The following is a 24,752-nucleotide window of genomic DNA, read 5'->3' as shown; positions in this document are numbered from 1 at the left end:
CGCACTTTGACGAGTCCTCAATCATGACGGCAAGGGTCACGCCCACACGCAATTGCCACACCCTCGAAGCGGGCCATCAGGGTGACAGGTTCGCCATAGCAAGGGCGAGTCGCTGGCACCGACGCGTGTACGTTCCAGCCAACCTAAAGGCGCGAAGTTGCCGCTATTCAGCGGGCTGCGAACCAAAGATCGGCCTTTGTCCAGTTCCGTAGATACATGATCGATAGTCACGAAACGCGTAAACGGTTTGTACTCATCGTCATATGTGTGCGCGTGTCGCGGCTCCTGAGGCGAAACTGCAGAATGTGCATACCCTCCTCGCCCATGGCGGGTGCCGACAGCCTTTCGAGTTGTCTCGGGACGCGCTGCGTTTTGTGGTCAGCCCTGCTTCCCAACAGGTCAAATTCACGTCATTGCAGGGAACACATCACCAGAACACTTAAGGACACACTCCCGGAGGACCGGTCAGCAGGACGTGGTGTGCTCCCGCCGCGGCAACCTCCAATGCTCGTCGTGCTTCTGCCTGGCCGGAGACGTCGCAGAGATCGGGGACGGCAAGTTGTCCGACACCTTCCTCGTCCACCGGAACGTCGTCCTCCGGCTCGTAGTCAAGTGCGAGCTCCATAGGATCAGCCCCGAAGTCGAAGGCCAGGCGCGCCAGTGTCCTGTATCCGCGCACTCGCGCCCCCGGGACAAGGCAGGCTTCCGCGGCATTGGCCTGAGCCACGATGATTTCGGGATAGCCTGCACGGACCGCGGCCATTACTGCCGGAAGTATTCCACGCACCGGACGCAGCCTGCCGTCGAGGCCGAGTTCGGCGATAAAGACCGTGCCCTCGGTGGTTTTGATGTCTCCTGCTGCCCGCAGAACTGCCATCGCGATGGCAAGATCGAATCCGGATCCTCTTTTTGGAAGCGACGCGGGAATCAGGTTGGCGGTGATCTTGCGGCGGCTCAGCGGGATTCCGGAATTCTGTGCCGCGGAGCGTATGCGCTCCTTGGCCTCATTCAGCGACGCGTCCGGCAGGCCCAGGATCACGAAATTCGGCAGAGTCTGGCCGATGTCCGCCTCTACCTCGACGACGTAGCCGTTCAGGCCCAGCAGGGCTATAGAGTAGCTGCGTCCGACCCCCATCAGCCGACACCCCTGAGATGTTCCAGGAGAGGCTCACCGATGCCGTCGTCCACAATGGCCACTACGTCCACCCGACGCCGCCGGGCACGCACCTCATGTTCCCGGCACCAGGACCCAGCGAGCCGGTGGAGGCGCGCCAGCTTGGCGATGCCCACCGCTTCAAACGGATGCCCGTAGTTCAGGCTCCGGCGGGTCTTGACTTCTGCAACCACCAACGTGTCTCCGTCGATGGCGACGATGTCGATCTCACCTTCGGAGCATCGCCAATTACGGTCGATGATCCGCATCCCTTGCAATGCAAGAAAATCCGCTGCGAGCGTTTCCCCATGCCGTCCGAGTACGTCCTTTGCTTTCATATCTCCACCTCCGCCACTAGCCTGACGGAGCTGCCGGGACAGGGGCAGGGGCATACCGCGCTATGTGGATAACAGCGTCAGCGCAGGGATGTTGAGGAGAAGTGGGAGGAGGGCGTTGAAGAGTTCGTCCAGTTCAGGGCCAACTCTGCTTGGTACGCATTACCTGCAGGGCGTACCAGGTCGGCACTGCGGCTGCACCATCCGCCGAGGGCACTGCCCGGGGTGGCAACGTCGTGGTCTTGGAAGGCGCGACCAAGGGGACCTTCACGGGGCCGATGATGACGGCCGACGAAGAGGTCCCGCCGAGCGGCAAGTCGTGCGAGGCGCCTCTCGTCGCCGTGTGCGAGCTGTCTGATACCGGGCTCAGTATGGCCTGCCGTGAGTATTACGACACTGCAGCCTTCGCCGCTCAGCTCGGCATGGCCGGCTGAGGTCCAGCGGTCCAAGACGCCTGCCATTGGAGCCAGCCGATTGGAGTGATGACGGGGGAACCCTAAATGGTTAGGTGCCGAGGTCTCCGATATCGCCGAGGTCGCCGTCCTTGGGAAGGGCCAGATCCTCATTGCGAGGCAGCTCCTCGACGTTGACGTCCTTGAAGGTAATGACCCGGACATTCTTCACGAAACGGGCTGAACGGTAGACATCCCATACCCAGGCATCCTGCAGCGTAAGGTCGAAGTAGACTTCACCGTCTGCGCTGCGCGCCTGCAGGTCCACGTGGTTTGCCAGGTAGAAGCGGCGCTCGGTCTCGACGACGTAGCTGAAAAGACCGACGACGTCCCGGTACTCGCGGTAGAGCTGCAGCTCCATGTCGGTTTCATAGTTCTCAAGGTCCTCGGCGCTCATAGCTCCATCTTGCCCTATCTACGGCAACAACCACGCTTTGGTGCCGCCTCCTAGCCGTTGGCACTTACAGCCGTTAGAGAATGTTCCAGCTGATCCGATGGTAGGGGGAAGGCCCCAGTGCACGGAGGGCTTCACGATGTGCCGGAGTGGCATAGCCTTTGTTCTCGTCCCAGCCGAAACCCGGATACTGGATGTGGAATCCCTTCATCATGCGATCCCGCGCCACCTTGGCCAGCACGCTTGCAGCGGCAACGCTCAGGCAGCTGAGATCCGCTTTCACGCGCGTATGAACGGGCGCATCGCAGGGTATTCCCGCGGGCATTTCCGGGGCTTCAACATTTTCCGGCGCTCCCTCAAGCGTTCCAGACGCCCTGGGAACTACTAGAAGTTCGGAACCGGCCAACGCTCCTGCTTCATCGAACACATCGGAGTCATCGAACAGGTCTGTTTCGTCGAAGAGCGATCCTTGCGGATTGGGTGACAGCCAGTTGTGGCTGCCGTCCAGGAGGACGACGTCGGGAACGACGCCGGCGTCGAGCACCTGCTCCCAGGCTCGTGTACCGGCAAGCCGCAAAGCTGCCGTCAGGCCCAGCAGGTCGATTTCCCGGGACGTGGCGTGGCCGACCGCCGAGGCCACGGCCCAAGCCCGGACAAGTGGTTCCAGCCGCTCCCTATCCTCGGGCTTGAGCAGTTTGCTGTCCCGAACGCCTGCGATTCTGCGTGGTTTTTCAAGGTCCACAACAGTGATTCCCACGCTGACGGGACCGGCCAGGGCTCCCCTGCCCACCTCGTCTACCCCTGCAAGCAGCCGGACGCCTGGTGCCAGGAATCCACGCTCGACTTTGAGCGTTGGAGCCGGATCTGTCCGCTTGCGGGGCTTTGCCGCGCCGGGCTTCGCCGCCCCGGCTTTTGTCGCCTTGCGCACACCGCGCTGTATCGGCGTCGTCAGCGCGTCAACAACAACGGCTTCCGGAACTGGATGATCGGACATTACTGGCCTGCGCTGGAGGGCTCCGGAACGTTGCGGAAGACCTCTGAATGGTTGTCGAGCACCTGCCAGCGATTGAGCGGCCAGGCTATGACGGTCGCCTTGCCCTCAACATCCTCCAGGTTGATGAATCCGCCGTTGGCTTCCTGATGTTTGCGGGAGTCTGCAGAATGGTTGCGATTGTCGCCCATAACCCAAATTTTTCCATCAGGAACGACGATGTCGAAGGCCTGCGGGGCGGGAATCTCCGCCGGGTTGATGTAGGTCTCGTCCAGTGGTGTCCCATTGATGCTGATCCTGCCCTGGGCGTCGCAACAGGCAACCCTGTCGCCAGGAAGTCCAATCACCCGCTTGACCAGGTGCTGTTCGTTGTCATCCGGCAGGAGGCCCACGAAAACGAGGCCGTCCTGGACCCATTTGAAGGGACCGGGTGGCTGTTTGGGGGTTGCCTCGAGCCAGCCCTGGGAGTCCTTGAAGACGACGACGTCTCCGCGTTCGAGGGCGATGGGTTCGGGCACGAGAAGGTTGATGAAAATCCGGTCATTGATGTCCAGGGTATTCACCATGGATTCAGACGGAATGTAGAAGGCCCGGAACAGGAAGGTCTTGATCAAGAAGGAAAGGACGATGGCAATGGCAACTACAGTAGCGATTTCCTTCAGCCAGAGCAGGAACGGGTTTCCAGCTTTCCTGCGGGCCCTGGCTCTCCTTGCGACACCGGTTCGCTCCTCCTCCTGATCCCCGTTCATTTCAGGCCCAGGGATTTCCCTGGATCCGGACACAGGAGCCGAGTGCCGTCCTGCGGCACTGCGCCGCCCAGGAATCTGTGGAGTTTCGTCCGGCATCTACTGTCCGTTCTTCGTTGTTGTTCCGGCCCCGGTTGTTCCGGCCTCGGCCGGACGTGGCACTGCTGCAAATCTATCAAGCGGCCAAATAATCTGGACCGGTCTTCCGATAATCCGATCCAGGGGAACCATTCCGCCGCCGGGTGCCCCCAGGAGGCTGCGCGAATCCGCTGACTGTGAGCGGTGGTCGCCCAGGAGCCACAACCGATCCGCGGGCACCACCACGTTGAACTTCTGAGCGCTGGCCGCGTCCCCGGGGTATAGATATGGTTCCTCAAGAATCTGGCCATTTACTGTGAGCCTGCCCTGTTCGTCGCAGCAGACTACCTGGTCCCCGGGGAGGCCGATGACCCTTTTCACATAGGTGGTCTCGCTGCCGGCGACGCCGAGCCACTGAGCAACGGCGGAAGCCGCATCCAGTACTGGCCCCTTGCCGCTGTTCAGGGGCGCGTAGGTCCCCCGGCCGTCAAAGACCACCACATCGCCGCGGCGTATAGGTTCGGCATCGAAGTCGATCCTTGAGACCAGGATCCGGTCCCCGGTTCCGAACAGGGGTTCCATGGATTCCGAGGGAATGAAGTAGACATCGATCCACAGCGACCGAACCAGGCCACTGATGGCTACTGCCAGGGCGAGGGCCAGCAAGACAAAACGCCAGCCCTGTTTCCGGGGCCGGCGTTTCGTCTGGTCCATGATGCTTGTCCCTGATGGGTTACGGATTGCTCCGGCTGCCCGGGCGTGGATCCTGGACCCGTTACCTAAGTCCGAGGACTTACTTGGCGGTGTTGAAGTCGCGCTTTTCCTTGATCTTCGCAGCCTTACCGCGCAATGCACGCATGTAGTAGAGCTTGGCGCGGCGAACGTCACCCTTGGTGACGACCTCGATCTTGTCGATGATCGGCGAGTGAACCGGGAAGGTACGCTCAACACCGACACCGAAGGAAACCTTGCGGACGGTGAAGGTCTCGCGGACGCCCTCACCCTGGCGGCCCAAGACGAAGCCCTGGAAGACCTGGATACGGGTGTTCTTGCCTTCAATGATGTTCACGTGAACCTTGAGGGTGTCACCCGCACGGAATTCGGGAACATCGTTGCGCAGCGAAGCTGCATCTACGCTATCGAGGATATGCATTAATCCACTCCTGGTGAACGCCACAGGTCATCCACTTTGGGTCACGACGGGCAAGCCCAAGGCACGAAGCCAACCGGAAATTACCGCCGAAGATTGTTAGAGCCCGGCTTGGCCGTGATTGGCGGCGCCGGGTTGTCATGCTGTTGGCTACACTCCCCCTGTGGCAGGCGTGAACCCAGTAGACACAAGGTCTAATTTTGCCACATCCGGCCGCTGCGGGCCAACTGCCCACCAACCAACCACGCAGGTCACGGCTTGGGTCAGGCGTCGCCGTCAAGCACTCGCCGCTCAAGGCGACCGTCGACGACGTCGTATCCGAGTTCCGCGAAAACCTCCCGATCCGCCCGGGTCAACGTCGAAGCATCGAAATCGGCCAGGAGGTCGGGGCGGCGTTCGGCAGTGCGGCGAAACTGCTCGTGGCGACGCCACTGGGCGATCTTGCCGTGGTTGCCGCTCAGGAGCACCGCCGGCACCTCCCTTTCCCGCCAGGAGGATGGCTTGGTGTAGACGGGGTATTCCAGCAGGCCGTCGGAGTGGGACTCCTCAACAAGGGACTCGGGGTTGCCCACCACGCCGGGAAGGAGCCGCCCGATGGCCTCCACCATGGCCAGCACCGCGACCTCGCCGCCGTTGAGCACGTAGTCGCCTAGGCTCATAGGGCGAACGGTGAAGTGCTCCGAAGCCCACTCGATCACGCGCTCATCGATGCCCTCGTAGCGTCCGCACGCGAAGACAAGCTGCTCCTCTTCGGCGAGTTCGTGGGCAATAGATTGCGTGAAGCGTTCCCCGGCAGGCGACGGAACGATAAGGATCGGCTTCGCTGCCCCGCCCTCGCCAGCCCGGGCTCCAACAATTTCTTCAAGCGCCTTGGCCCAGGGTTCGGGCTTCATGACCATGCCCGCGCCGCCGCCATAAGGAGTGTCATCTACCGTACGGTGCCTGTCCGTGGTGAATGAACGGAGGTCATGCACGTTCAGCTGCAGCAGTCCGTCCTGCCGCGCTTTTCCGATCAGTGACAGCTCAAGCGGAGCAAGGTACTCGGGAAAGATACTGACGACGTCGATTCTCACTCGGCGTCTCCGGCCACACCCTCGTCGGTGTTCAGTTCAAAGAGTCCAGTGGGCGGCGTCAGGACAATGTAGCCCTCTTCAGTGTTGACTTCCGGCACAATTTCCTCGACGAAAGGAATGAGGATTTCCTTGCCATCCTGGTCTTCGATGACCAGCAGGTCCTGTGCGGGCATGGTGTTCAGTGCCTTGACCCGGCCAACCACCTGCGTTCCGACCCGCGCTTCGAGGCCGACGAGCTCGTGCTCGTACCAGCCCTCTTCATCATTGTCCTCAAGTTCCTCGGTTTCGACGAAGAGCCGGGCACCGCGGAGTTCCTCGGCCCGATTGCGGTCCGCCACTTCCTCAAAGCCAAGCAACAGGATGTCCTTGTTCCACCTGGCGCTCTTAATCGTCAGAGGCCCCGCCTTTGCCGGTTCAACGACGAACGCAGTCCCCGGCACGAACCGGTCCTCGGGGGCATCGGTGAGGACCTGTACGGTCACCTCGCCGCGGATTCCGTGGGGCTTGCCGACTCGGGCCACCTGAAGCTGCATGGGTTCCTCTATGTAGTGATGTTCTGCATCGTGAATCTGCCGGGCAATAAGTAATGCCGGAGAAATGGCTTCGAAAACAATCCGGCCCCTCCACCATAAGCTGGTGGAGGGGCCGGATCTAAGACAAGTATTGCTGAGCGCGTTACCGGCGGCGGTCGGTGTCGACGACGTCGACCCTGACCTGCTCGCCGCCAGCCAGTGCAGCCACGACGGTACGCAATGCACGCGCCGTACGGCCCTGGCGACCGATCACCCGACCGAGGTCGTCCTGATGAACACGTACCTCGAGGGTTTCCCCACGGCGGTTGTTCTTGGCACTGACCTTGACATCTTCAGGACTGTCAACGATGCCGCGGACCAGGTGCTCGAGCGCTTCTGCCAGCAATCTACTCAGCCTCGGTGGTCTCTGCTTCGGCCTCAGCGGAAGCGCCGGCTTCCTCTGACTGCTTGGCCTTCTTGGTGATGGCTTCCGGAATGATGACCGAGCCCTTCTCCGGGGTCACGAAGGCTTCCTTGGCACCCTTGGTCTTCAAGGTGCCTTCCTGGCCCGGCAGGCCCTTGAACTTCTGCCAGTCACCGGTGATCTTGAGGATCGCGGCAACCTGCTCGGACGGCTGGGCGCCGACGGACAGCCAGTACTGGGCACGCTCGGAGTTGACCTCGATGAACGAAGGCTCCTCGGTGGGGTGGTACTTGCCGATTTCCTCGATTGCACGGCCATCACGCTTGGTGCGGGAGTCTGCAACGACGATGCGGTAGTACGGTGCGCGCATCTTACCGAAGCGCTTAAGGCGAATCTTTACGGCCACTGTTGTGGTCACTCCTGGTTCTGAAACGGGGTGAACCCGGCGTTCTGCACCCGTGGGGCGGGCCATACTAGGGGGTTCGTAGGACAAGATGCGCACACGGAGAGAGGGGCCGTGCCGATCGAGTACCTGTCCATTGTGCCAGATGCGGGACTTTATTTCGAGCTGGGCGCACGCGCGGCGGGCGACATCAGCGGGCAGCGGATAAATCGACCACACGCAGCTAAATGGACCACACGTACAGTCCGGCGCGATCTTCCCCTTCGGCACGGGTGGCAAGCTCCGCCAGCCGATGGACATACTCCCTGGACTCCTCAGAGCCAAAGGGCATGTCCTCCTGTTTGGCCCAACTGTCCGCCACTTCTTCAAGGACGTTGGCCTCTCCTTCGCTCTCATAGGTGAGGAGTTCAGCGAGCGCCCTGACCATTGCGGCGGGGACTCCCAGCAGGGAGTCGGAGGTGACATCCACCATAGCGAGTTCATAGTCCGCACCGGCCGCGTGGACGGCCGTGCCTGCGAGGTCGCCGAGCTGTTCAACTTCGAAGTCGGTGATCCCGGGAATTCGGACGGCGTCGCCGGAGACGCCTGCTCCACGCTCGAGGGCTCCGGCCCTCTTGAGCGCTTCGTCGTGGGTGGCTACGAAGACTTCTGCAAAACCCATGGGAATCACTCTCATTCGGTCGATGTGGCGGAGCAGCGGGCCGGTCGCGCGATCGCGATTGACCCGTGCCCAGCCTAGCCCAGCGACCCGCCACGTCAGCGGACAGCCACCCGGAGTCGGTTCCTCCACGGGTCCTCGAACCGCAGTTCGAGTCCTGTGTGGTGGGACTGGACTCCGGCGACTTTGAGGCGATCGGCGAGTGCCCCGACGTCGTCTCCGGAGGGGACCTCGATCAGGACCTCACCGAGTCCGAGTGTGTCCCGGCGGGGGCCGGCTCCGCGGCTGTTCCATACGTTCATGGCCATGTGGTGGTGATAACCGCCAGCGGAGACGAACAAAGCCTGGCCATGCCAGCCGGCAGTCTTCTCAAAGCCGAGGGTTCCGACATAGAAGTCCTGGGCGGTTTTGACGTCACCGACTTGGAGGTGGACATGGCCGACGCCGGCTGCCGTGGCGTGCTGCCCGGCCACCGCCTCCTCGCTGAGGTGCTGTTGGAGGTAGCGCTGGGGCGGCAAGGGGAGGCTGTCCATGACCACGTTGTTGCCCTCCCACGCCCACTGTGTGCGGGGGCGGTCGTAGTACAGCTCGATGCCATTGCCTTCAGGGTCGGTGAAGTAGAACGCCTCGCTGACGAGGTGGTCGGCGCTGCCGACAAAGGCCCGCGGCTCGTACTGCGCGGCGGTAGCGATGGTGGCCGCAAGCGAGGCCTGGTCTTCAAAGAGGATTGCGGTGTGGAACAGGCCCGCCTCGCCGCGGCCCGGGATGGAGAGTCCAGGGGCCGGCGACAAATGGACAATCGGCCTGCCGAGGCGCCCCAAGTATAGTCCGGCGTCCTGCTCGGCAACGACTTCGAGGCCGAGGGCGCGCTGGTAGTAGTCGGTCATGAGTTTCATGTCGCCGACCTTCAACATCACGGTGCCCATCGCGAGATCGGCGGGTAGCAGGTCCTGGCTGCTGGGTTTTGTGGTCACTGAATGCTCCCGGTTGGTGGCTGCCGACCTTCGACAACCTTCTACCTATCTAAATTACTTGAAGCTTCAATTTATTCCTACTGATCCACTTTATTCAGTGGACGAGGACGCCACGCAAAAGAACATGGCTGAGCTTGCGCACCGAGGCCAGGTTGGCGCGGGGATCTTCCGCGCAGACCACGACGTCGGCGCTGGCGCCTTCGCTGACTCCAGGCTCCCCCAGCCACTCCCGTGCCGACCAGCAGGCCGAATCGAGGGCGTCGGCAGCCGGAAGTCCCGCTTGATGCAACGCCATGATCTCATCGGCGATGCGCCCATGATGGATCACGCTGCCGGCGTCGGTACCGGCAAAGATCTTCACTCCGGCTTCGAAGGCCTCGAGAACGCGCTCGTTCCGGCGTTCCCACAGGCTCCGCATGTGCCGTGCGTACTGCGGGAATTTGCCCTCCGCCTGGTCGGCGATCCCGGGAAAGGTGGCGATGTTGATGAGGGTCGGCACGATTGGGACCCCCTGATCCACGAGCCTTGGCACGTGCCGCGGGAGCAGTCCCGTTGCATGTTCAATGCAGTCGATCCCCGCGTCCAGCATGTCGTCGAGCGTCTCCTCGGCGAAGCAGTGGGCCGTCACCCGCGCACCTTCATCATGGGCCGCCTGGACGGCATCGCGGACCACGGACGCGGGAAAGCACGGGGCGAGGTCCCCGGCGTCGCGGTCAATCCAGTCGCCCACGAGCTTTACCCAGCCATCGCCATGCCGCGCCTGTTTACGCACCGCCTCGACGAGTCCATCGGGTTCGACTTCCTCCGCCAGCCCGCGGAGGTAGCGGCGGGCGCGAGCGATGTGGCGCCCTGCCCTGATGATGCGCGGCATATCAGGGCGCTGTTGGAGCCAACGGGTGTCACTCGCCGAGCCGGCGTCCCGGACCAGAAGCGTTCCGGCGTCCCGATCGGCGATTGCCTGCACGGCCGCCGTCGTATCTGGGACTGCTCCTCCCTTGCCGAGCCCGATGTGGCAGTGTGCGTCCACGAAGCCGGGCAGGACCCAGCCCTCGAGGACGACGTCGGGCTCTTCGCGCGGCGCCTGGAAGGTCAGGTGACCATCCACCGACCACAGACCGGATCTCTCCTGGTCCGCAGCCACCAAGGCAATCCCGCTGAATTTGATGATTCCGGCCATGTCCACAGCGTAGTCCGGGGCACCGTGCGGTCAGCAACGGAGCAAGTAACAACGGGGCGACCGAGCGGGTTATTACCGGGGGCACGGAACCCTTGTGATAGCTTCGTCTACGACCACACGGGTGCCCCTGCAGGGGCTGAGATCGGGCTGATGCAGCCCGGACCGTCGAACCTGTCCGGGTAATGCCGGCGAAGGAAGTGAGTATTCCTTGAATACCCAAGTAACACAGCACAGCCCTATCCAAAATGAAACGGCCGAGAACAAAACCCAGGCCAGCAATGAAACCCAGTCCCTGAAGTCGCACTCCCTGGCATATCTGGAGGCTGACGGCCTGCGGGTTCCCGTAACCGAGATCGCCCTGGAGCCATCGCCGAACGGCGAGGAGAACGCCCCACTGCGGGTCTACCGCACGGCCGGTCCCGGAAGTGATCCCGTGGTGGGGCTCGCCCCCTTCCGTTCGGAATGGATCGAAGCCCGGGGAGACACAGAGCCGTACAGCGGCCGCGAACGGAACCTGCTCGACGACGGCAAGTCGGCCGTGCGACGCGGCGCAGCGTCGGCTGAATGGAAGGGCGCTCAGCCGGTGCCCCGCCGCGCCGTCGAAGGCAGGACCGTAACCCAGATGCACTACGCGAAGCAGGGCGTCATCACTCCCGAAATGCGTTTCGTGGCGCTGAGGGAGAACTGCGACGTGGAACTGGTTCGCAGCGAAGTCGCCGCCGGGCGGGCCATCATCCCCAACAACATCAACCACCCGGAATCTGAGCCGATGATCATCGGCAAGGCCTTCCTGGTGAAGATCAACGCCAACATCGGCAACTCGGCCGTCACCAGTTCCATCGCGGAGGAAGTCGACAAGCTGCAGTGGGCCACGCAATGGGGCGCGGACACCGTCATGGACCTGTCCACCGGCGACGACATCCACACCACACGCGAATGGATCATCCGCAACTCCCCCGTCCCGATCGGGACCGTGCCGATCTACCAGGCACTGGAGAAGGTCAATGGCGAGGCCAACAAGCTCACATGGGAGATCTTCCGCGACACCGTGATCGAACAGTGCGAGCAGGGCGTGGACTACATGACCATCCACGCCGGGGTCCTGCTGCGGTATGTCCCGCTGACCGCCAACCGGGTCACCGGGATCGTTTCCCGCGGCGGATCCATCATGGCCGGCTGGTGCCTGGCCCATCACGAGGAGAACTTCCTCTATACGCACTTTGATGAACTCTGCGAGATCTTCGCCAAGTACGACGTCGCGTTTTCGCTCGGCGACGGTCTGCGTCCGGGCGCGACGGCGGACGCCAACGACGCTGCCCAATTCGCCGAACTGGATACCCTGGCCGAGCTGACCCAGCGGGCCTGGGAGTACGACGTCCAGGTCATGGTGGAAGGACCGGGGCACGTCCCCTTCCACCTTGTCCGCGAGAACGTCGAGCGGCAGCAGGAGCTGTGCAAGGGTGCCCCGTTCTACACACTGGGCCCGCTGGTCACGGACGTTGCCCCCGGCTATGACCACATCACCTCGGCCATCGGTGCCACGGAGATCGCGCGCTACGGCACTGCCATGCTCTGCTATGTGACTCCGAAGGAGCACCTAGGGCTGCCCAACAAGGATGACGTCAAGACCGGAGTCATCACCTACAAGATTGCCGCCCATGCGGCAGACCTCGCAAAGGGCCACCCCGGTGCCAACGAACGGGACGATGCCCTGTCCAAGGCCCGCTTTGAGTTCCGTTGGCGGGATCAGTTCGCCCTCTCCCTGGATCCGGTGACAGCGGAGGCGTTCCATGATGAAACGCTGCCGGCAGAACCTGCCAAGACAGCCCATTTCTGCTCCATGTGCGGCCCGAAGTTCTGCTCCATGAAGATCAGCCAGGATATCCGGAACGAATACGGGTCCGCCGAATCCCAGGCAGCGATCGCGGAGATGTACAGCGGGATGCGCGAAAAGAGCGAAGAGTTCCTCGCGGCCGGCGGGAAGGTCTACCTGCCGGAACTGCAGGTCCCGGCGCCTGCCGGACAAACCTCGTGACGATAGCTTGGCTTCCTGAAGCAGGCCTTAGGAAGCCCGGGCTGACTCGCTGCGCGTGACGCCGGCGATGAAGGAGCGGATGATCCTGTCTCCTTCGACTGAGTCCTGGGGCCGGTGCCCTCCTGCCGCATGGCGGTGGAGGGCGCCGGTTTCCCTCAGGTAGCCGGCGATTTCTTCATAGAGCGGTTCCCAGCCGCCCGTGAGCACCAGGGTAGGAACACCCGGGACGATATGCAGTGGCGCTTCCCAGGCCGGAGCCTGAAGCCGCAGGCGACGCGCAGTCCGCAGTGCCTCTGGTGAGTCGGGCGCGGGTGAGCCGCTCGAGAATGCCCGGCGCACGAATTCACGCTCATAATCCTCATCGCTGAGCCGGTCCCGAACGTCGAAAAGCGGCTGCATGAGGGCCTTGTGTGCCGCGGTGGCCGGGAGTTCCGCAGTCAGGGACAGGCAGGCGGGCTCGACCAGGGTTAGGGAATGCACAAGGTCAGGCTGCTCGACGGCGGCCATCGTGGCTGACACGGCCCCTTGGGCATGGGCCACGACGTGGCCGCCGGCACCGAGCGACGTCAGGACGATCCCGACGTCGGCGTCGAAATCCGAGGCCAGTGGTTCGGCCACCGGATCATAACCGTGACGGCGCAGGAACAGCGCGTCATAGTCCAGTGCCATGCCGTGCTGCTTTGGCCAGGCAGCAGCCCCGTAGGCGCCCGCCCCGTGGACGAAGACTACGCGCTGCTTGTGCATGCATCCACCCTATTCCACGGCCCTGACATCCTAACTGGCTGGCAGTAATGGTCGTTATGAAGGCTCAAAACGACGTTAAGTGCGGACTAGTTGGGTGGGCGGAGGTTACTTGCCGCCAAGGAACTTGTCGAAGCCCTTGGGCAGGTTCAGCTGGGAGGGATCGAAGTCACCGCCGGGCTGGGCCCCGAACGACGAACCGGTGGGAACGGAGCTGGCCCGCTTCTGCTCGGCTTCGCGCAGCTGCTGTGCGGCCTTTGCCGGGTTGCCGGAACGGGCCTTCTTCTTTGGGGTGTTTTTGGCGCCCTTCTTGCCACCGCCGGAGAAACCGCCCTGGCCAGGCATGCCCGGCATGCCAGGAATTCCGCCGCCTTGGGCCATTTTCTTCATCATCTTCTGGGCCTGGGCAAAGCGCTCAAGGAGGCCGTTGACTTCCGACACGTGAACACCGGAACCCCGGGCAATACGTGCGCGGCGGGATCCGTTGATGATCTTCGGCGCGACGCGCTCGTGCGGGGTCATGGAGCGGACGATGGCCTCGACGCGATCGATTTCCCGCTCGTCGAACTGCTCCAGCTGCTGCCTGATGTTCTGGGCACCGGGCATCATCATGAGCATCTTCTTCATGGAGCCCATGTTGCGGATCTGCTGCATCTGGGCGAGGAAGTCATCCAGGGTGAAGTCTTCCTGGTCGGCGAACTTCTTCGCCATCCTGGCTGCTTCATCCTTGTCCCAGGCCTTCTCTGCCTGTTCGATCAAGGTCAGGACGTCGCCCATGTCCAGGATGCGCGAGGCCATGCGGTCGGGGTGGAACAGCTCGAAGTCGTCCAGGCCTTCGCCTGTGGACGCGAACATGACCGGCTTGCCGGTGACCGACGCCACCGAAAGAGCGGCACCGCCGCGGGCATCGCCGTCGAGCTTGGACAGCACGATGCCCGTGAAGTTGACGCCCTCATCGAAGGCCATGGCCGTGTTGACGGCATCCTGGCCAATCATGGAGTCGATGACGAACAGGACTTCATTGGGGATGATGGCCTGCCGGATGCGGCGGGCCTGGTCCATCATTTCGGCGTCGACGCCGAGACGTCCGGCGGTGTCCACAATGACGACGTCGTGCAGTTTCTGCCGCGCCTCGTCGACGCCGGCCCGGGCCACTGCGACGGGGTCGCCGGTGGGGACGTCAACTTCGGACGTCGTGCCCGGATGCGGTGCGAAAACCGGCGCGCCGGCACGCTGGCCGACAACCTGAAGCTGCGTGACTGCGTTGGGCCGCTGCAGGTCGCAGGCAACAAGCATGGGGCTGTGTCCCTGGGCCTTCAGCCACTTGGACAGCTTTCCGGCGAGGGTGGTCTTTCCGGCACCCTGGAGGCCGGCGAGCATGATCACCGTTGGACCCTGCTTGGCAAGCCGGATACGACGTGTTTCGCCACCGAGGATCTCAACGAGTTCCTCATTGACGATCTTCACGATCTGCTGGCTTGGGTTCAACGCTCCGGAGACCTCGGCCCCCAGCGCACGCTCCCGGATCCGGCCGGTAAATTCACGGACCACGGGCACGGCAACGTCCGCGTCCAGAAGGGCACGACGAATCTCGCGAACTGTGGCATCGACATCGGCCTCGGGGAGGCGGCCTTTGCCACGGAGATTCTTGAAGGTTGCTGTCAACCGGTCAGAGAGTGAATTGAACACGCGCCGTGCACTTCTTTCGGTGGGTCTGCGGATGGTGGCCGGTCCGGCCCTCCATCACTTTGACGGATCTTGCCCGGACTGTTTTGTCTCAACTACGGGTGTGTCTCAACAACGGGACTCGACTATCTAGGGTACCAAGACAGGCCGGCAAGATGGCATGCTGGCACAGTGACCAGCAAAACAACTGTAAAAACGTTGCTAATCCTTGGTGCTTCCGGAGACCTCACGGGCCGCCTGCTCCTTCCCGGGCTGGCAAGGCTCGTGGCCACCGGCCGCGCCGAGGGGCTGCGCCTCCTGGGGGCCGGCTCTGACCCCTGGACGCCTGCGCAGTGGACAGAGCGGGTCTCATCATCCTTCTCAACGGCGGCGGAGACCGCCGATTCGGCGGGCCGTACTGCCCTGAAGGAGCTGGCGGACGGGTCCGCCTACCACCAGCTGGACGTCACCTCCCCCGGTCAGCTGGCAGCGCTCCTGGCACAACTCGATGAACCCATTGCCGTTTACTTTGCCCTGCCGCCGCAAGTCAGCCAGAAGGCCTGTGAAGTACTCACGCCGCAGGACCTGCCTGCAGGCACACGTTTGGTAATGGAAAAGCCTTTCGGTTCCAGCGCGGCGTCGGCCCGGGAACTCAATGAGACGCTCTCTTCCCTCGTTCCTGAGGAGCGGATCCACCGCGTGGACCACTTCCTGGGCAAGGCCACGGTCCTGAACATCCTCGGGCTGCGCTTCGCCAACAATTTCCTGGAGCCCGTCTGGAATCGCGACCACATCGAGAAGGTGGAGATCATCTTCGATGAGGACCTGGCGCTTGAGGGCCGCGCGAGGTACTACGACGGCGCCGGAGCGCTCCGGGACATGGTTCAAAGCCACTTGCTGCAGGTGATGGCGTTCATCGCATTGGAACCGCCGGCGAGCATCGGCGAACGCGACCTGCGCGACGCCGTCGCAACACTCCTGCGGGCCAGCAGCATCCCGGGCCCCTATCCTGAAACCGCCCGAAGGGCGAGATACACAGCCGGGCGCCTCGGTGAACGCGAGGTACCCGACTATGTCAAGGAACAAGGCGTGGATCCCCTGCGGAATACGGAAACGCTCACGGAGGTGCGGGTTGCCATCGATAACTGGCGGTGGAAGGGCGTGCCGTTCATTCTGCGATCCGGCAAGGCCCTCGGACGCAAGCGGAAGGAAGCCGTGGTGACGTTCCGGCCTGTGCCGCACCTCCCGACCGGGTTCTTGGGCCAGGATGCTCCGAACCAGCTCCGCATCGGCTTCGGCCCGGACACCCTCCAGTTCGACGTCGACGTCAATGGACCCGGAGATATCTTCACCCTGGATCGCGTGACCCTCAATGCCGAGCTCAGCGCCTCCGAACTGCTTCCCTACGGGGAAGTACTCGAAGGCGTCATCACGGACGATCCGCTCCTGTCAGTCCGTGGAGACACCGCCGAGGACTGCTGGCGCATCGTTGAGCCCGTCCTTGAGGCCTGGGGCCGCGGAGATGTTCCCCTGGAGGAGTACGACGCCGGCAGTTCCGGCCCAGAGGGCTGGCAGAACTGACAGAAAAGGCGGGCCGGGTACCTTGTCAGGTACCCGGCCCGCCCTGCTTTGCCTGGCTTCGGATCAGATGGCTGCGGCTCCGCGTTCGCCTGTGCGAACCCGAACGGCCTCGTACACTTCCACAGTCCAGACCTTGCCGTCTCCGGCGCGGCCCGTATTGGAGCTGGCGATGATGACGTCCAGGATGTCATCTGCCTGCTCATCAGTGGCCAGAACTTCGATGCGAATCTTGGGAAGGAGATCCACGTTGTATTCGGCGCCGCGGTACACCTCGGTGTAGCCGCGCTGCCGGCCATAACCGCTGGCCGCGCTGACCGTCAGGCCCTGCACTCCGTATGCTTCGAGGCCTTCCCTGATCGAATCGAGCTTCTCCGGACGGACTATGGCTGTGATGAGTTTCATGCCTGAACGCTCTCCTTACCCGATGCTGTAGCAGATTCCTTGGCCTCTTCGCTGGACTTGCCGGTGACGATCTCATGCAGCGGCTGGAAGCTGCCGCCGTGTCCGCCGACGCCGAATTCATAGGCAGTCTCAGCGTGCAGGCTGAGGTCCACACCCACGGCTTCCTGCTCCTGGGAGACCCGGAAGCCCATGGTCTTGTGAATGGCGAGACCGATGATGGCGGTCAGCACAGCCGAGTAAGCGATGGCGATACCAGCGGCTGCGAGCTGTGCCCAGAGCTGGGCCGGGCCGCCGCCGTAGAAGAGGCCGCCGCCCACACCGTCCGTCGGGAGGGCAATGAAGCCCAGGGCAACGGTGCCGATGATGCCGGAGACCAAGTGGACGCCAACAACATCCAGGGAGTCATCGAAGCCGAACCGGAACTTGAGCCCTACCGCCAGGGCTGAGGCAACGCCGGCCACGAGGCCGAGTCCGAGGGCACCGACGGGGCTGACGTTGGCGCAGGCGGGGGTGATTGCAACCAGGCCGGCAACCACACCGGAAGCGGCACCGAGGGAAGTCGGGTGTCCATCGCGGATGCGTTCGGTGATGAGCCAGCCGAGCATGGCCGCTGCCGGGGCTGCCAGGGTGTTGACCCAGATCAGGCCGCCCTGCTCGGCGGTTGCTGCGAGGCCGCCGTTGAAGCCGAACCAGCCGAACCAGAGGATAGCTGCGCCGAGCATGACGAAGGGGACGTTGTGCGGGCGGTGGTTGGGGTCCTTGCCGAAGCCGCGGCGGTTACCAATGATGAAGACGAGTACCAGGGCCGCCACACCAGCATTGATATGGACAACGGTGCCGCCTGCGAAGTCGATGGCCGGGCCGAGGGCCTGTCCGATTGCACCCTCGGCGCTGAAGAGTCCGCCGCCCCAGACCATGTAGGCAAGAGGTGCATAGACGAGGGTGACCCAGACCGGAACAAACAGGCTCCAGGCTCCAAACTTGGCGCGGTCCGCGATAGCACCGCTAATGAGGGCAACCGTGATGATAGCGAAGGTTGCTCCATAGCCGACCATGATCAGCCCGTCAGGGTCGGTGATACCCTCCAGCCCAAACGTTGCAAAGGGGTTGCCGACCATTTGCATGAAGCCTTCGCCGGAGCTCATGGAAGCGCCCCAGAGAACCCAGACAACACCCACGATGCCAATCGAGATGAAGCTCATCATCATCATGTTCAGTGCTGCCTTGGCGCGCGTCATGCCGCCGTAGAAAAATGCCAGACCAGGTGTCATGAACAGCACAAGCGCTGCCGCCACCATGACCCATACGTGACCTGCGGTAAGTTCCATGGTGCACGTCCTCTCTTGCTAATCCTGCGGAGTTCTCCGCCTGTCCCAACGCCGTTTTGCGTTCTACACAAGATTTTTGCGGCGTAGTGTTTCGCCCGCGAAGGATTTAGATTGCTGGATTGTTACAAGAACCTCGCCGAAGTAAATGGTGCATATCCTTCTTGTTACAGACATGTTTCACCCGATCCACCGAGCTCTCCCTGAGCCGCTCATGCCAAAGGACCACCAGGAATGACCGAAGGTTCCACAGCCGCTAGAACACGGGGGCTACGGCCCCAAAAGACGGCGTTGCCCCGAGACATCAAGGTGATGTTGGTCGCAGCCTTCCTTATTGCCCTTGGCTTCGGGCTCGTTGCCCCCGTGTTGCCACAATTCGCAACCACCTTCGACGTCGGAGCAACCGCCGCCGCAGTGATCGTGAGCATTTTCGCGTTCATGCGGCTTCTCTTCGCGCCGGCAGGTGGAGCCCTGATCGGCCGGCTGGGCGAGCGCAGTGTCTATGTCACAGGACTGCTCATCGTCGCGGCCTCTACGGCGGCCTGCGCCTTCGCCCAGAATTACTGGCAACTCCTCGTCTTCCGAGGGCTGGGAGGGGCCGGCTCCGTCATGTTTACAGTGGCTGCGATGGCCCTGCTGGTGCGGCTGGCTCCAGCGGAAAGCCGTGGCAGGGTCTCCGGAGCCTATGCCTCGGCGTTTCTACTGGGAAGCGTCTGCGGACCTGTCGTTGGCGGCTTCCTGGCCGGGTACGGGCTCCGTGTTCCCTTCCTTGCCTATGCCGCCGCACTTGTGGTCGCCGCTGCCGTAGTAGCCACGCAGTTACACAGGGTCGGCGGAACCGCAGACCCCCAGGGGACAGCGATGGCGCCCATGCCACTCCGGGAGGCCCTCGCCAACTCCGCCTACCGTGCCTCGCTCGCCTCAAGCTTTACCAACGGCTGGGCGACTTTCGGGGTACGAATGGCCACCGTCCCGCTGTTCGCCGTGGCTGCCCTTGGCGCGGGGCCTGAAGCGGCTGGCTGGGCCCTCGCTGTGTTCGCGGCCGGCAATGCCCTTGCACTGACTTTCTCCGGTCGTCTGGCCGATGGATTCGGCCGCAAGCCGATGATGCTCACCGGGCTTGTGGTCACGGGCCTGTCGACAGCAGCTATCGGCTTCACGGGCGACCTCCTCACGTTCCTGCTTGCCTCGGCAGTCTCGGGGTTTGGCTCCGGCCTTCTCGGCCCTGCCCAGCAGGCAGCGGTGGCGGACGTCATCGGCAGGGGGCGCTCCGGCGGACGTGTCCTGGCCGTCTTCCAGATGGCGGCCGACACGGGTGCGATCGTGGGTCCCGTCCTGGCGGGCCTTGTCGCAGACAGCTTCGGCTATGGCTGGGCGTTTGGGGTGACCGGAGGCATCCTGCTGCTGTCCGCGGCATTCTGGCTGTGGTCACGGGAGACACTGGAACGGCGGCCGGGCTAGCCGGCCGCCGTCGAAAATCATCAGGCAGAACTGTTCGTACAGCAGTCCCCCTCTTTTGAAGGGCTTTAGTTCAGCAGCGCGTCCACGAAGGCCTCTGCCTCGAATGGGGCGAGGTCGTCAGGTCCTTCCCCCAGTCCTATCAGCTTGACTGGTACCCCGAGGGCCCTCTGGATCGCGACGACGATGCCGCCCTTGGCGGTGCCGTCGAGCTTGGTCAGGACGATGCCGGTGATGTTCACGACCTCCGAGAACACGCGCGCCTGGTTGAGCCCGTTCTGCCCTGTGGTGGCATCAAGGACAAGCAGGACTTCATCCACTTCCGCAAGCTTTCCGATGACCCGCTTGACCTTGCTAAGTTCGTCCATGAGGCCGACCTTGTTCTGCAGGCGGCCAGCGGTGTCGATCATGACGACGTCGACTTCCTGCTCAATTCCGGCCTTCACCGCTTCATAAGCGACAGATGCCGGGTCCGCGCCGTCGATGTCCGACTTCACTGTGGGCACGCCGACGCGCTGCCCCCACGTGGCGAGCTGTTCGGCGGCAGCGGCACGGAAGGTATCTGCCGCGCCGAGAAGGACGTCCTTGTCTTCGGCTACGAGGACACGTGCCAGCTTGCCCACAGTAGTGGTCTTGCCGACGCCGTTGACTCCCACCACCATCATCACGGCAGGACGGTCGGCGGGGCGCTGGACATTCAGGGCCCGGTCCATGGTGGGATCGACAAGCTTGATGAGCTCTTCGCGCAGGAGTGCCTTGACGTCCTCAGGCGATCGCGTGCCGAGGACCTTGACCCGCTCGCGAAGGGCATCGACCAGTTGCATGGTGGGTTCCGTGCCGAGGTCCGCCAGCAGCAGTGTTTCCTCAACTTCGTCCCAGACGTTTTCGTCGATGTTGTCGCTGGACAGGAGCGCCAGGAGGCCCTTGCCGAGGATGTTGTTCGACTTCACGAGCCTCGCTCGCAGGCGGTTCAGCCGCCCTTCCACGGGGGCCGGAGTCTCGACGGGGATGGTTTCAAGGCCGGCGGCGTCGTCCGGAACCTCAACCGTGGGTTCCTCGGCCAGCCCAGGTTCAGTCCGGGTTCCCTGTCCGGCTTCAGCCGGAGGTGCCTCCACGAGCGTCCCGGTACCGCCTGCAGTTGGGGTCGGGTCATTGGCATCACGCTGCTCCGGGTATTTCGACACCGATTTCCGGGCCTTCATCAGGACCGGGATGAGCCCACCAAGAACCACGAGGGCAGCGAGAACGGACAGAATCACGGGGAGGAGTTCATTCACACCCCTAGCTTCTCATAAAGCTAGACCTCGGCTGCGAGCCGTTGGCTGATGACTGTGGACACCCCATCGCCACGCATTGTCACGCCGTAGAGGGCGTCAGCAACCTCCATGGTTCGTTTCTGGTGGGTGATGACGATCAGCTGACTGGACTCCCGCAGCTCCTCGAAGATGGTGATGAGCCGCCCCAGGTTGGTGTCGTCCAGGGCCGCCTCCACTTCGTCCATCACATAGAAAGGCGATGGACGGGCCTTGAAAATTGCCACGAGAAGCGCCACGGCAGTCAGGGACCTTTCGCCGCCGGATAGGAGCGAGAGCCGCTTGATCTTCTTTCCCGCCGGCCGGGCCTCGACTTCGATCCCGGTGGACAACATATCGCCCGGCTCAGTCAAAACCAGCCGGCCTTCTCCGCCGGGAAAGAGACGGGCGAAGACCCTGTCGAACTGGGCTGCGGTGTCTGCGAACGCCTCGGCAAAAACTTGCTGGACCCGGTTATCCACTTCCTTGATGATGTCCAGGAGGTCCTTCCGGCTGGACTTCAGGTCCTCAAGCTGCGTGCTGAGGAACTGGTGCCGTTCTTCCAGTGCGGCGAACTCTTCGAGGGCAAGGGGGTTGACCTTGCCCAGGGCAGAGAGCTCCCGTTCAGCCTTCCTGAGCCGCTTCTCCTGCTCGACGCGGTCGAAAGGAATGCCCTCGATCAGGGAGTTGCCTTCCTCATCCACCGGTGTCCTGAGTTCGGCCCATTTGTCCTGGCCTGCCGCGGGACGGACGGGGACAGGACGATGGGGACCGTATTCCTCCACCAGCTGCCCAGCTGCAAGGCCCAGCTCCTCGACGGAGCGCGTTTCAAGAGCCTCGATCCTGAGTCGCTGCTGCGCCCGTGCCAGCTCATCCCGGTGCACAGAATCGGTCAGTTCAGCCAGCTCGCGGGCCAATGTGTCATTTTCGCTGCGAAGGCGGGACAGTTCCGCTTCCCGGAGTTCACGGTTTTCCTCGGCGAGGTCGCGCTCGTGCCCTGCCTGCGCCAGCGAGGTGTCGATGAACCGCAACGCCTGTTCGACGGCGACCGCCACGCTTCCCGCACGCCTTGCCTGGGCCCGGCGCTGCTTTGCCCTGCGGGCGGCCTCCTCCCTCGCGCGGCGTTCGGTGGCTGCCGCACGTTGCAGTGAAGCAGCCCTATTGATGATGGCCCCGAGCTGCTCCTCGGCGCTTCGGAGGGACAATCTGGCCTCCATTTCGGCAGATCGTGCCGCCGTGGCAGCTTGGGCCAAGGCATCCCGATGCGCCGTGGACGGCTCGCCGTCGTCGGGTGTGTCCTGCGCTGCGCTAAGCCGCTCCAGGGCTACCTCGAGGGCCATCTCCTCGGCCTGGATGTTCGCTTCGGCCTGTGCAAGGGAGGCCGCGAGCCGTTCGCTTTCCCCCACTGCGCTGCGGAGCATGGAGTTGAGGTGACCGAGCCGTTCGGATACGGCGGCAAGCCGTGCGTCGGAGTCGTGGAGCTTCTCCAGCGCGGCGTCGGCCCGCTGCTGCGCCTCGGCTCGCCGGCGTTCGGCGTCCGCGAGGGCGAAGCGGTTGCGCTCAATTGTCGCCGTGACCGTTTGCAGCCTGGTGGTGGCGTCCTCCACCGCCGCCTGGATTTCCAGGAGGGATAGCGCGCCCGCCGAGCCGCCCGTGACGGTCAAAGCTGTGAAGACATCACCGGCGAGGGTGACGGCCTTCAGGTTGGGGTGCTGAGTAATGAGGCGCGCCGCCGCATCAAGGTCGTCGACGACGACGGCCTGCCGCAGGAGCCTGAGCACGCCCCCGGCATCGGCGTGGCCCGCCTGGGTTTCCAGGAAGCTCACTAGTCCGGCGGCCCAGCGGGCGCCAACCGGAAGTTCGGTCTCTGGAAGTTCGGTCTCTGGTAGTTCGACCGGGGGAAGGTCGCCGTCGCGAGGATCAGCAGGCGGAGCCTGCGCCGCCAGCAGGAGGGAGGCACGGCCGGCGTCGTCATCTTTCAGCAGTCGGAGGGAATCGACCGCAGCCTGCATGCTGTCAACAACAACAGCTTCAGAAGAATCCGCAAGAGCGGCGGCGACGGCAGCTTCGTAGCCTGGCTCAACAGCAAGCAGTTGCGCAAGGGATCCCCTGACTGATTTCCCGCCAGCGGCCAAAAGCGCACCGGAGCCGTCCTTGCGGTTCAGGCCGAGCTGCAGGGCATCCCGGCGTGCGGCCAGGGAATCCCTTTCCCGTAAAGCATCGCGTCCTTCAGCCCTGAGTGCCTCGATATCGGCCACGGCAGCATCCACTGCCTCGCAGGCTTCTTCGTAATCGGCATCGAGGCCCTCCTCGCCGTCTTCGGCCCCCGCAACTTGGGATTCGAGGGCGACGAATTCTTGCTGGGCATGGCGCCTGCGCTCCTCCCCCGCAGCCAGCGAGTCGCGAAGCCTCCCCCGTTCGGCCTCGGCCGCTTCCACCCGGGAACGGGCTGCCCCGACCTGACCAGCAAGTTTGGCGAGCCCTTCGCGTCGGTCCGCCGCGGCCCGGAGCAGGGCGGTGAGTCTCTTATCTTCGTCTGCGGCTGCGAGTTCGGCTTCTGCCCGCGCCGTTGTTGCATCCTCCAGGGCCTCCCGCCGCTCCACGATTTCAGCTTCAAGGCCGGCTTGTTCCTGGCGGACGCGGGCTGCCTGCTGTTCGAGTTGTTCAGGGTCGCGGCCGGAATCGGGGACTGCGTCAGACGATCCGAGAAGGCGTCGTCTCTCCTCGGCGAGGGAGCCCAGGGAACGCAGCCGCTCCCGTGTTGTCGAGAGCTGGTACCAGTTGTCGCGGGCGGCATTGAGCCGCGGAGTAGCTTCGGCCGCCAGTTGCTCAAGGCGCGCCTGCTGTTGCCTTCCTTCGCGGAGCCCGGCCTCTACTTGCGTCCGGCGTTCCTTGAGGGCGGCCTCGTCGGCCACTTCCTGTTCCAAGGCCGTCTGCAACTGCACCAGGTCATCCGCGAGCAGCCTGGCCTTCGCGTCCCGTACGTCGAATTGGACGCCCTGGGCGCGGCGGGCGATTTCCGCCTGCTTGCCAAGGGGAGTCAGTTGACGCCGGATCTCGGCGGTGAGGTCGCTGAGGCGCTGGAGGTTGGCCTGCATGGCTTCGAGCTTACGGACCGTCTTTTCCTTGCGGCGGCGGTGCTTGAGAATGCCGGCGGCTTCCTCGATAAAGCCGCGGCGGTCCTCCGGGGTCGCGTGAAGGACCTTGTCCAACTGGCCCTGGCCCACGATTACGTGCATCTCTCGGCCGAGGCCCGAGTCCGACAGGAGCTCCTGGATGTCCAGGAGCCGGCACGAAGAGCCGTTGATGGCGTATTCCGACCCTCCAGTACGGAAGAGGGTGCGCGAGATGGTCACCTCGCTGTATTCGATGGGAAGGGCGCCGTCGGTGTTGTCGATGGTCAAGGAAACATGGGCGCGGCCAAGGGGCGGCCGCCCCGATGTGCCGGCGAAAATGACGTCCTCCATCTTGCCGCCGCGCAGTGTCTTGGCGCCCTGTTCGCCCATGACCCAGGACAGGGCGTCAACGACATTGGACTTTCCGGAACCGTTAGGGCCAACCACCGCGGTCACGCCGGGCTCAAAGTCGAACGTCGTGGCTGACGCAAACGACTTGAATCCTCGTACAGTCAGGCTTTTCAAATGCAAGGTGGTTCGGTACTCCCGGATGGCGCGGCAGGTGCTTGTTTCCACCCAAATCTACTGCGCCCCGCTGGAATTGCCTGGAATTGACG

Annotated in this window: 23 protein-coding genes, 1 pseudogene and 1 riboswitch; of the genes and pseudogenes, 4 read left to right on the top strand and 20 right to left on the bottom strand. The window is 63.5% G+C overall.

Translation table 11 applies throughout. The features are described from left to right. Positions 1-451: 451 nt before the first annotated feature. Both J7E82_RS05850 and J7E82_RS05845 read right to left on the bottom strand, forming a co-directional pair. Positions 452-1,135 (bottom strand): annotated as a pseudogene (locus J7E82_RS05850) (magnesium chelatase domain-containing protein); the annotation flags it as partial. Further along, positions 1,135-1,491 (bottom strand): YraN family protein, encoded by a 357-nt coding sequence (locus J7E82_RS05845; protein WP_214861419.1) that lies wholly within the window; start codon positions 1,489-1,491, stop codon positions 1,135-1,137. The pseudogene J7E82_RS05850 and the gene J7E82_RS05845, both read right to left, overlap by 1 nt. 149 nt (positions 1,492-1,640) lie before the next feature. Here J7E82_RS05845 and J7E82_RS05840 point away from each other — a divergent pair, with 149 nt between their 5' ends. Continuing rightward, complete coding sequence (locus tag J7E82_RS05840) at positions 1,641-1,922, top strand: hypothetical protein (protein WP_214861418.1); 282 nt, start codon at positions 1,641-1,643, stop codon at positions 1,920-1,922. A gap of 70 nt (positions 1,923-1,992) precedes the next feature. Here the strand turns inward: J7E82_RS05840 and J7E82_RS05835 are convergent, their stop codons facing one another. From J7E82_RS05835 to J7E82_RS05780, 12 genes are all read right to left on the bottom strand, one after another. Next, positions 1,993-2,337: a DUF2469 domain-containing protein gene (locus tag J7E82_RS05835; RefSeq protein WP_214861416.1), complete on the bottom strand. Its 345-nt coding sequence runs from the start codon at positions 2,335-2,337 to the stop codon at positions 1,993-1,995. A 73-nt stretch (positions 2,338-2,410) separates the two neighbouring features. Next, the gene (locus tag J7E82_RS05830; RefSeq protein ID WP_214861414.1) at positions 2,411-3,328 is read right to left on the bottom strand and encodes a ribonuclease HII; all 918 of its coding nucleotides are present in this window, start codon (positions 3,326-3,328) and stop codon (positions 2,411-2,413) included. Beyond that, positions 3,328-4,170 (bottom strand): signal peptidase I, encoded by an 843-nt coding sequence (gene lepB, locus J7E82_RS05825; RefSeq protein WP_214861412.1) that lies wholly within the window; start codon positions 4,168-4,170, stop codon positions 3,328-3,330. Before lepB (J7E82_RS05825) ends, J7E82_RS05830 begins: the two co-directional genes overlap by 1 nt. Then, entirely contained in the window at positions 4,171-4,863 is a 693-nt protein-coding gene (lepB, locus tag J7E82_RS05820) for a signal peptidase I (protein WP_214861405.1), read from the bottom strand. A 79-nt stretch (positions 4,864-4,942) separates the two neighbouring features. Beyond that, the gene (gene rplS / locus J7E82_RS05815; RefSeq protein WP_214861398.1) at positions 4,943-5,302 is read right to left on the bottom strand and encodes a 50S ribosomal protein L19; all 360 of its coding nucleotides are present in this window, start codon (positions 5,300-5,302) and stop codon (positions 4,943-4,945) included. Positions 5,303-5,562: 260 nt separating this feature from the next. Further along, the gene (trmD, locus tag J7E82_RS05810; RefSeq protein ID WP_214861396.1) at positions 5,563-6,372 is read right to left on the bottom strand and encodes a tRNA (guanosine(37)-N1)-methyltransferase TrmD; all 810 of its coding nucleotides are present in this window, start codon (positions 6,370-6,372) and stop codon (positions 5,563-5,565) included. Then, positions 6,369-6,905: a ribosome maturation factor RimM gene (rimM, locus tag J7E82_RS05805; RefSeq protein ID WP_214861388.1), complete on the bottom strand. Its 537-nt coding sequence runs from the start codon at positions 6,903-6,905 to the stop codon at positions 6,369-6,371. The genes trmD and rimM overlap by 4 nt, the downstream gene beginning before the upstream one ends. Positions 6,906-7,047: 142 nt before the next feature. Next, positions 7,048-7,290 (bottom strand): RNA-binding protein, encoded by a 243-nt coding sequence (locus tag J7E82_RS05800; RefSeq protein ID WP_214861386.1) that lies wholly within the window; start codon positions 7,288-7,290, stop codon positions 7,048-7,050. 1 nt (position 7,291) lies between these two features. Continuing rightward, positions 7,292-7,714 (bottom strand): 30S ribosomal protein S16, encoded by a 423-nt coding sequence (gene rpsP / locus J7E82_RS05795; RefSeq protein ID WP_214861534.1) that lies wholly within the window; start codon positions 7,712-7,714, stop codon positions 7,292-7,294. Positions 7,715-7,934: 220 nt separating this feature from the next. Continuing rightward, positions 7,935-8,372: a hypothetical protein gene (locus J7E82_RS05790; protein WP_214861384.1), complete on the bottom strand. Its 438-nt coding sequence runs from the start codon at positions 8,370-8,372 to the stop codon at positions 7,935-7,937. A 95-nt stretch (positions 8,373-8,467) separates the two neighbouring features. Next, entirely contained in the window at positions 8,468-9,295 is an 828-nt protein-coding gene (locus J7E82_RS05785; protein WP_251041519.1) for a VOC family protein, read from the bottom strand. Between the two features lie 142 nt (positions 9,296-9,437). Next, positions 9,438-10,520, bottom strand: coding sequence for an amidohydrolase family protein (locus J7E82_RS05780; protein ID WP_214861380.1), 1,083 nt, complete (start codon positions 10,518-10,520; stop codon positions 9,438-9,440). 107 nt (positions 10,521-10,627) lie between these two features. Beyond that, positions 10,628-10,734: riboswitch (TPP riboswitch) on the top strand. Here J7E82_RS05780 and thiC point away from each other — a divergent pair. Further along, on the top strand, positions 10,729-12,555 hold the full coding sequence (gene thiC / locus J7E82_RS05775) for a phosphomethylpyrimidine synthase ThiC (RefSeq protein WP_214861377.1): 1,827 nt from the start codon (positions 10,729-10,731) through the stop codon (positions 12,553-12,555). (Overlaps the previous riboswitch by 6 nt.) Positions 12,556-12,582: 27 nt before the next feature. On the opposite strand, the gene J7E82_RS05770 is transcribed toward thiC, so the two are convergent. Both J7E82_RS05770 and ffh read right to left on the bottom strand, forming a co-directional pair. Beyond that, positions 12,583-13,299, bottom strand: coding sequence for an alpha/beta hydrolase (locus J7E82_RS05770; RefSeq protein ID WP_214861374.1), 717 nt, complete (start codon positions 13,297-13,299; stop codon positions 12,583-12,585). Positions 13,300-13,404: 105 nt separating this feature from the next. After that, positions 13,405-14,985 carry a signal recognition particle protein gene (gene ffh, locus J7E82_RS05765; protein WP_214861373.1) on the bottom strand — a complete coding sequence of 527 codons (1,581 nt, stop codon included), beginning with the start codon at positions 14,983-14,985 and terminating at the stop codon, positions 13,405-13,407. 168 nt (positions 14,986-15,153) lie between these two features. Between ffh and J7E82_RS05760 the strand changes: the two genes are divergently transcribed. Continuing rightward, a complete protein-coding gene (locus tag J7E82_RS05760; protein ID WP_214861365.1) occupies positions 15,154-16,542 on the top strand; it encodes a glucose-6-phosphate dehydrogenase in 1,389 nt (462 codons plus the stop codon). 63 nt (positions 16,543-16,605) lie between these two features. Here J7E82_RS05760 and J7E82_RS05755 read toward each other — a convergent pair whose 3' ends face one another. Both J7E82_RS05755 and J7E82_RS05750 read right to left on the bottom strand, forming a co-directional pair. Then, positions 16,606-16,944 (bottom strand): P-II family nitrogen regulator, encoded by a 339-nt coding sequence (locus tag J7E82_RS05755; protein WP_214861363.1) that lies wholly within the window; start codon positions 16,942-16,944, stop codon positions 16,606-16,608. Further along, the gene (locus J7E82_RS05750; RefSeq protein WP_214861362.1) at positions 16,941-18,272 is read right to left on the bottom strand and encodes an ammonium transporter; all 1,332 of its coding nucleotides are present in this window, start codon (positions 18,270-18,272) and stop codon (positions 16,941-16,943) included. The genes J7E82_RS05755 and J7E82_RS05750 overlap by 4 nt, the downstream gene beginning before the upstream one ends. 231 nt (positions 18,273-18,503) lie before the next feature. Here J7E82_RS05750 and J7E82_RS05745 point away from each other — a divergent pair, with 231 nt between their 5' ends. Next, on the top strand, positions 18,504-19,730 hold the full coding sequence (locus tag J7E82_RS05745) for an MFS transporter (protein WP_251041504.1): 1,227 nt from the start codon (positions 18,504-18,506) through the stop codon (positions 19,728-19,730). 65 nt (positions 19,731-19,795) lie between these two features. Here J7E82_RS05745 and ftsY read toward each other — a convergent pair whose 3' ends face one another. Beyond that, positions 19,796-21,004, bottom strand: coding sequence for a signal recognition particle-docking protein FtsY (ftsY, locus tag J7E82_RS05740; protein ID WP_214861360.1), 1,209 nt, complete (start codon positions 21,002-21,004; stop codon positions 19,796-19,798). A 20-nt stretch (positions 21,005-21,024) separates the two neighbouring features. Then, positions 21,025-24,666: a chromosome segregation protein SMC gene (gene smc / locus J7E82_RS05735; RefSeq protein ID WP_214861530.1), complete on the bottom strand. Its 3,642-nt coding sequence runs from the start codon at positions 24,664-24,666 to the stop codon at positions 21,025-21,027. Positions 24,667-24,752: the final 86 nt, after the last annotated feature.

The sequence above is a fragment of the Arthrobacter sp. ISL-30 genome, assembly GCF_018613855.1.
GTDB lineage: Bacteria > Actinomycetota > Actinomycetes > Actinomycetales > Micrococcaceae > Arthrobacter.
Note: the sequence above shows the minus strand (reverse complement) of the source record. Positions and strands in the feature narration are given on the sequence as shown.

What these genes read in the sequence shown, in the direction of transcription:
- J7E82_RS05845 (WP_214861419.1), bottom strand. Translation starts at nt 1,491, where the DNA reads ATGAAAGCAAAGGACGTACTCGGACGGCATGGGGAAACGCTCGCAGCG.
- J7E82_RS05835 (WP_214861416.1), bottom strand. Translation starts at nt 2,337, where the DNA reads ATGAGCGCCGAGGACCTTGAGAACTATGAAACCGACATGGAGCTGCAG.
- J7E82_RS05830 (WP_214861414.1), bottom strand. Translation starts at nt 3,328, where the DNA reads ATGTCCGATCATCCAGTTCCGGAAGCCGTTGTTGTTGACGCGCTGACG.
- lepB (WP_214861412.1), bottom strand. Translation starts at nt 4,170, where the DNA reads ATGCCGGACGAAACTCCACAGATTCCTGGGCGGCGCAGTGCCGCAGGA.
- lepB (WP_214861405.1), bottom strand. Translation starts at nt 4,863, where the DNA reads ATGGACCAGACGAAACGCCGGCCCCGGAAACAGGGCTGGCGTTTTGTC.
- rplS (WP_214861398.1), bottom strand. Translation starts at nt 5,302, where the DNA reads ATGCATATCCTCGATAGCGTAGATGCAGCTTCGCTGCGCAACGATGTT.
- rimM (WP_214861388.1), bottom strand. Translation starts at nt 6,905, where the DNA reads ATGCAGCTTCAGGTGGCCCGAGTCGGCAAGCCCCACGGAATCCGCGGC.
- J7E82_RS05790 (WP_214861384.1), bottom strand. Translation starts at nt 8,372, where the DNA reads ATGGGTTTTGCAGAAGTCTTCGTAGCCACCCACGACGAAGCGCTCAAG.
- J7E82_RS05785 (WP_251041519.1), bottom strand. Translation starts at nt 9,295, where the DNA reads ATGGGCACCGTGATGTTGAAGGTCGGCGACATGAAACTCATGACCGAC.
- J7E82_RS05780 (WP_214861380.1), bottom strand. Translation starts at nt 10,520, where the DNA reads ATGGCCGGAATCATCAAATTCAGCGGGATTGCCTTGGTGGCTGCGGAC.
- J7E82_RS05770 (WP_214861374.1), bottom strand. Translation starts at nt 13,299, where the DNA reads ATGCACAAGCAGCGCGTAGTCTTCGTCCACGGGGCGGGCGCCTACGGG.
- J7E82_RS05755 (WP_214861363.1), bottom strand. Translation starts at nt 16,944, where the DNA reads ATGAAACTCATCACAGCCATAGTCCGTCCGGAGAAGCTCGATTCGATC.
- J7E82_RS05750 (WP_214861362.1), bottom strand. Translation starts at nt 18,272, where the DNA reads ATGGAACTTACCGCAGGTCACGTATGGGTCATGGTGGCGGCAGCGCTT.
- J7E82_RS05745 (WP_251041504.1), top strand. Translation starts at nt 18,504, where the DNA reads ATGACCGAAGGTTCCACAGCCGCTAGAACACGGGGGCTACGGCCCCAA.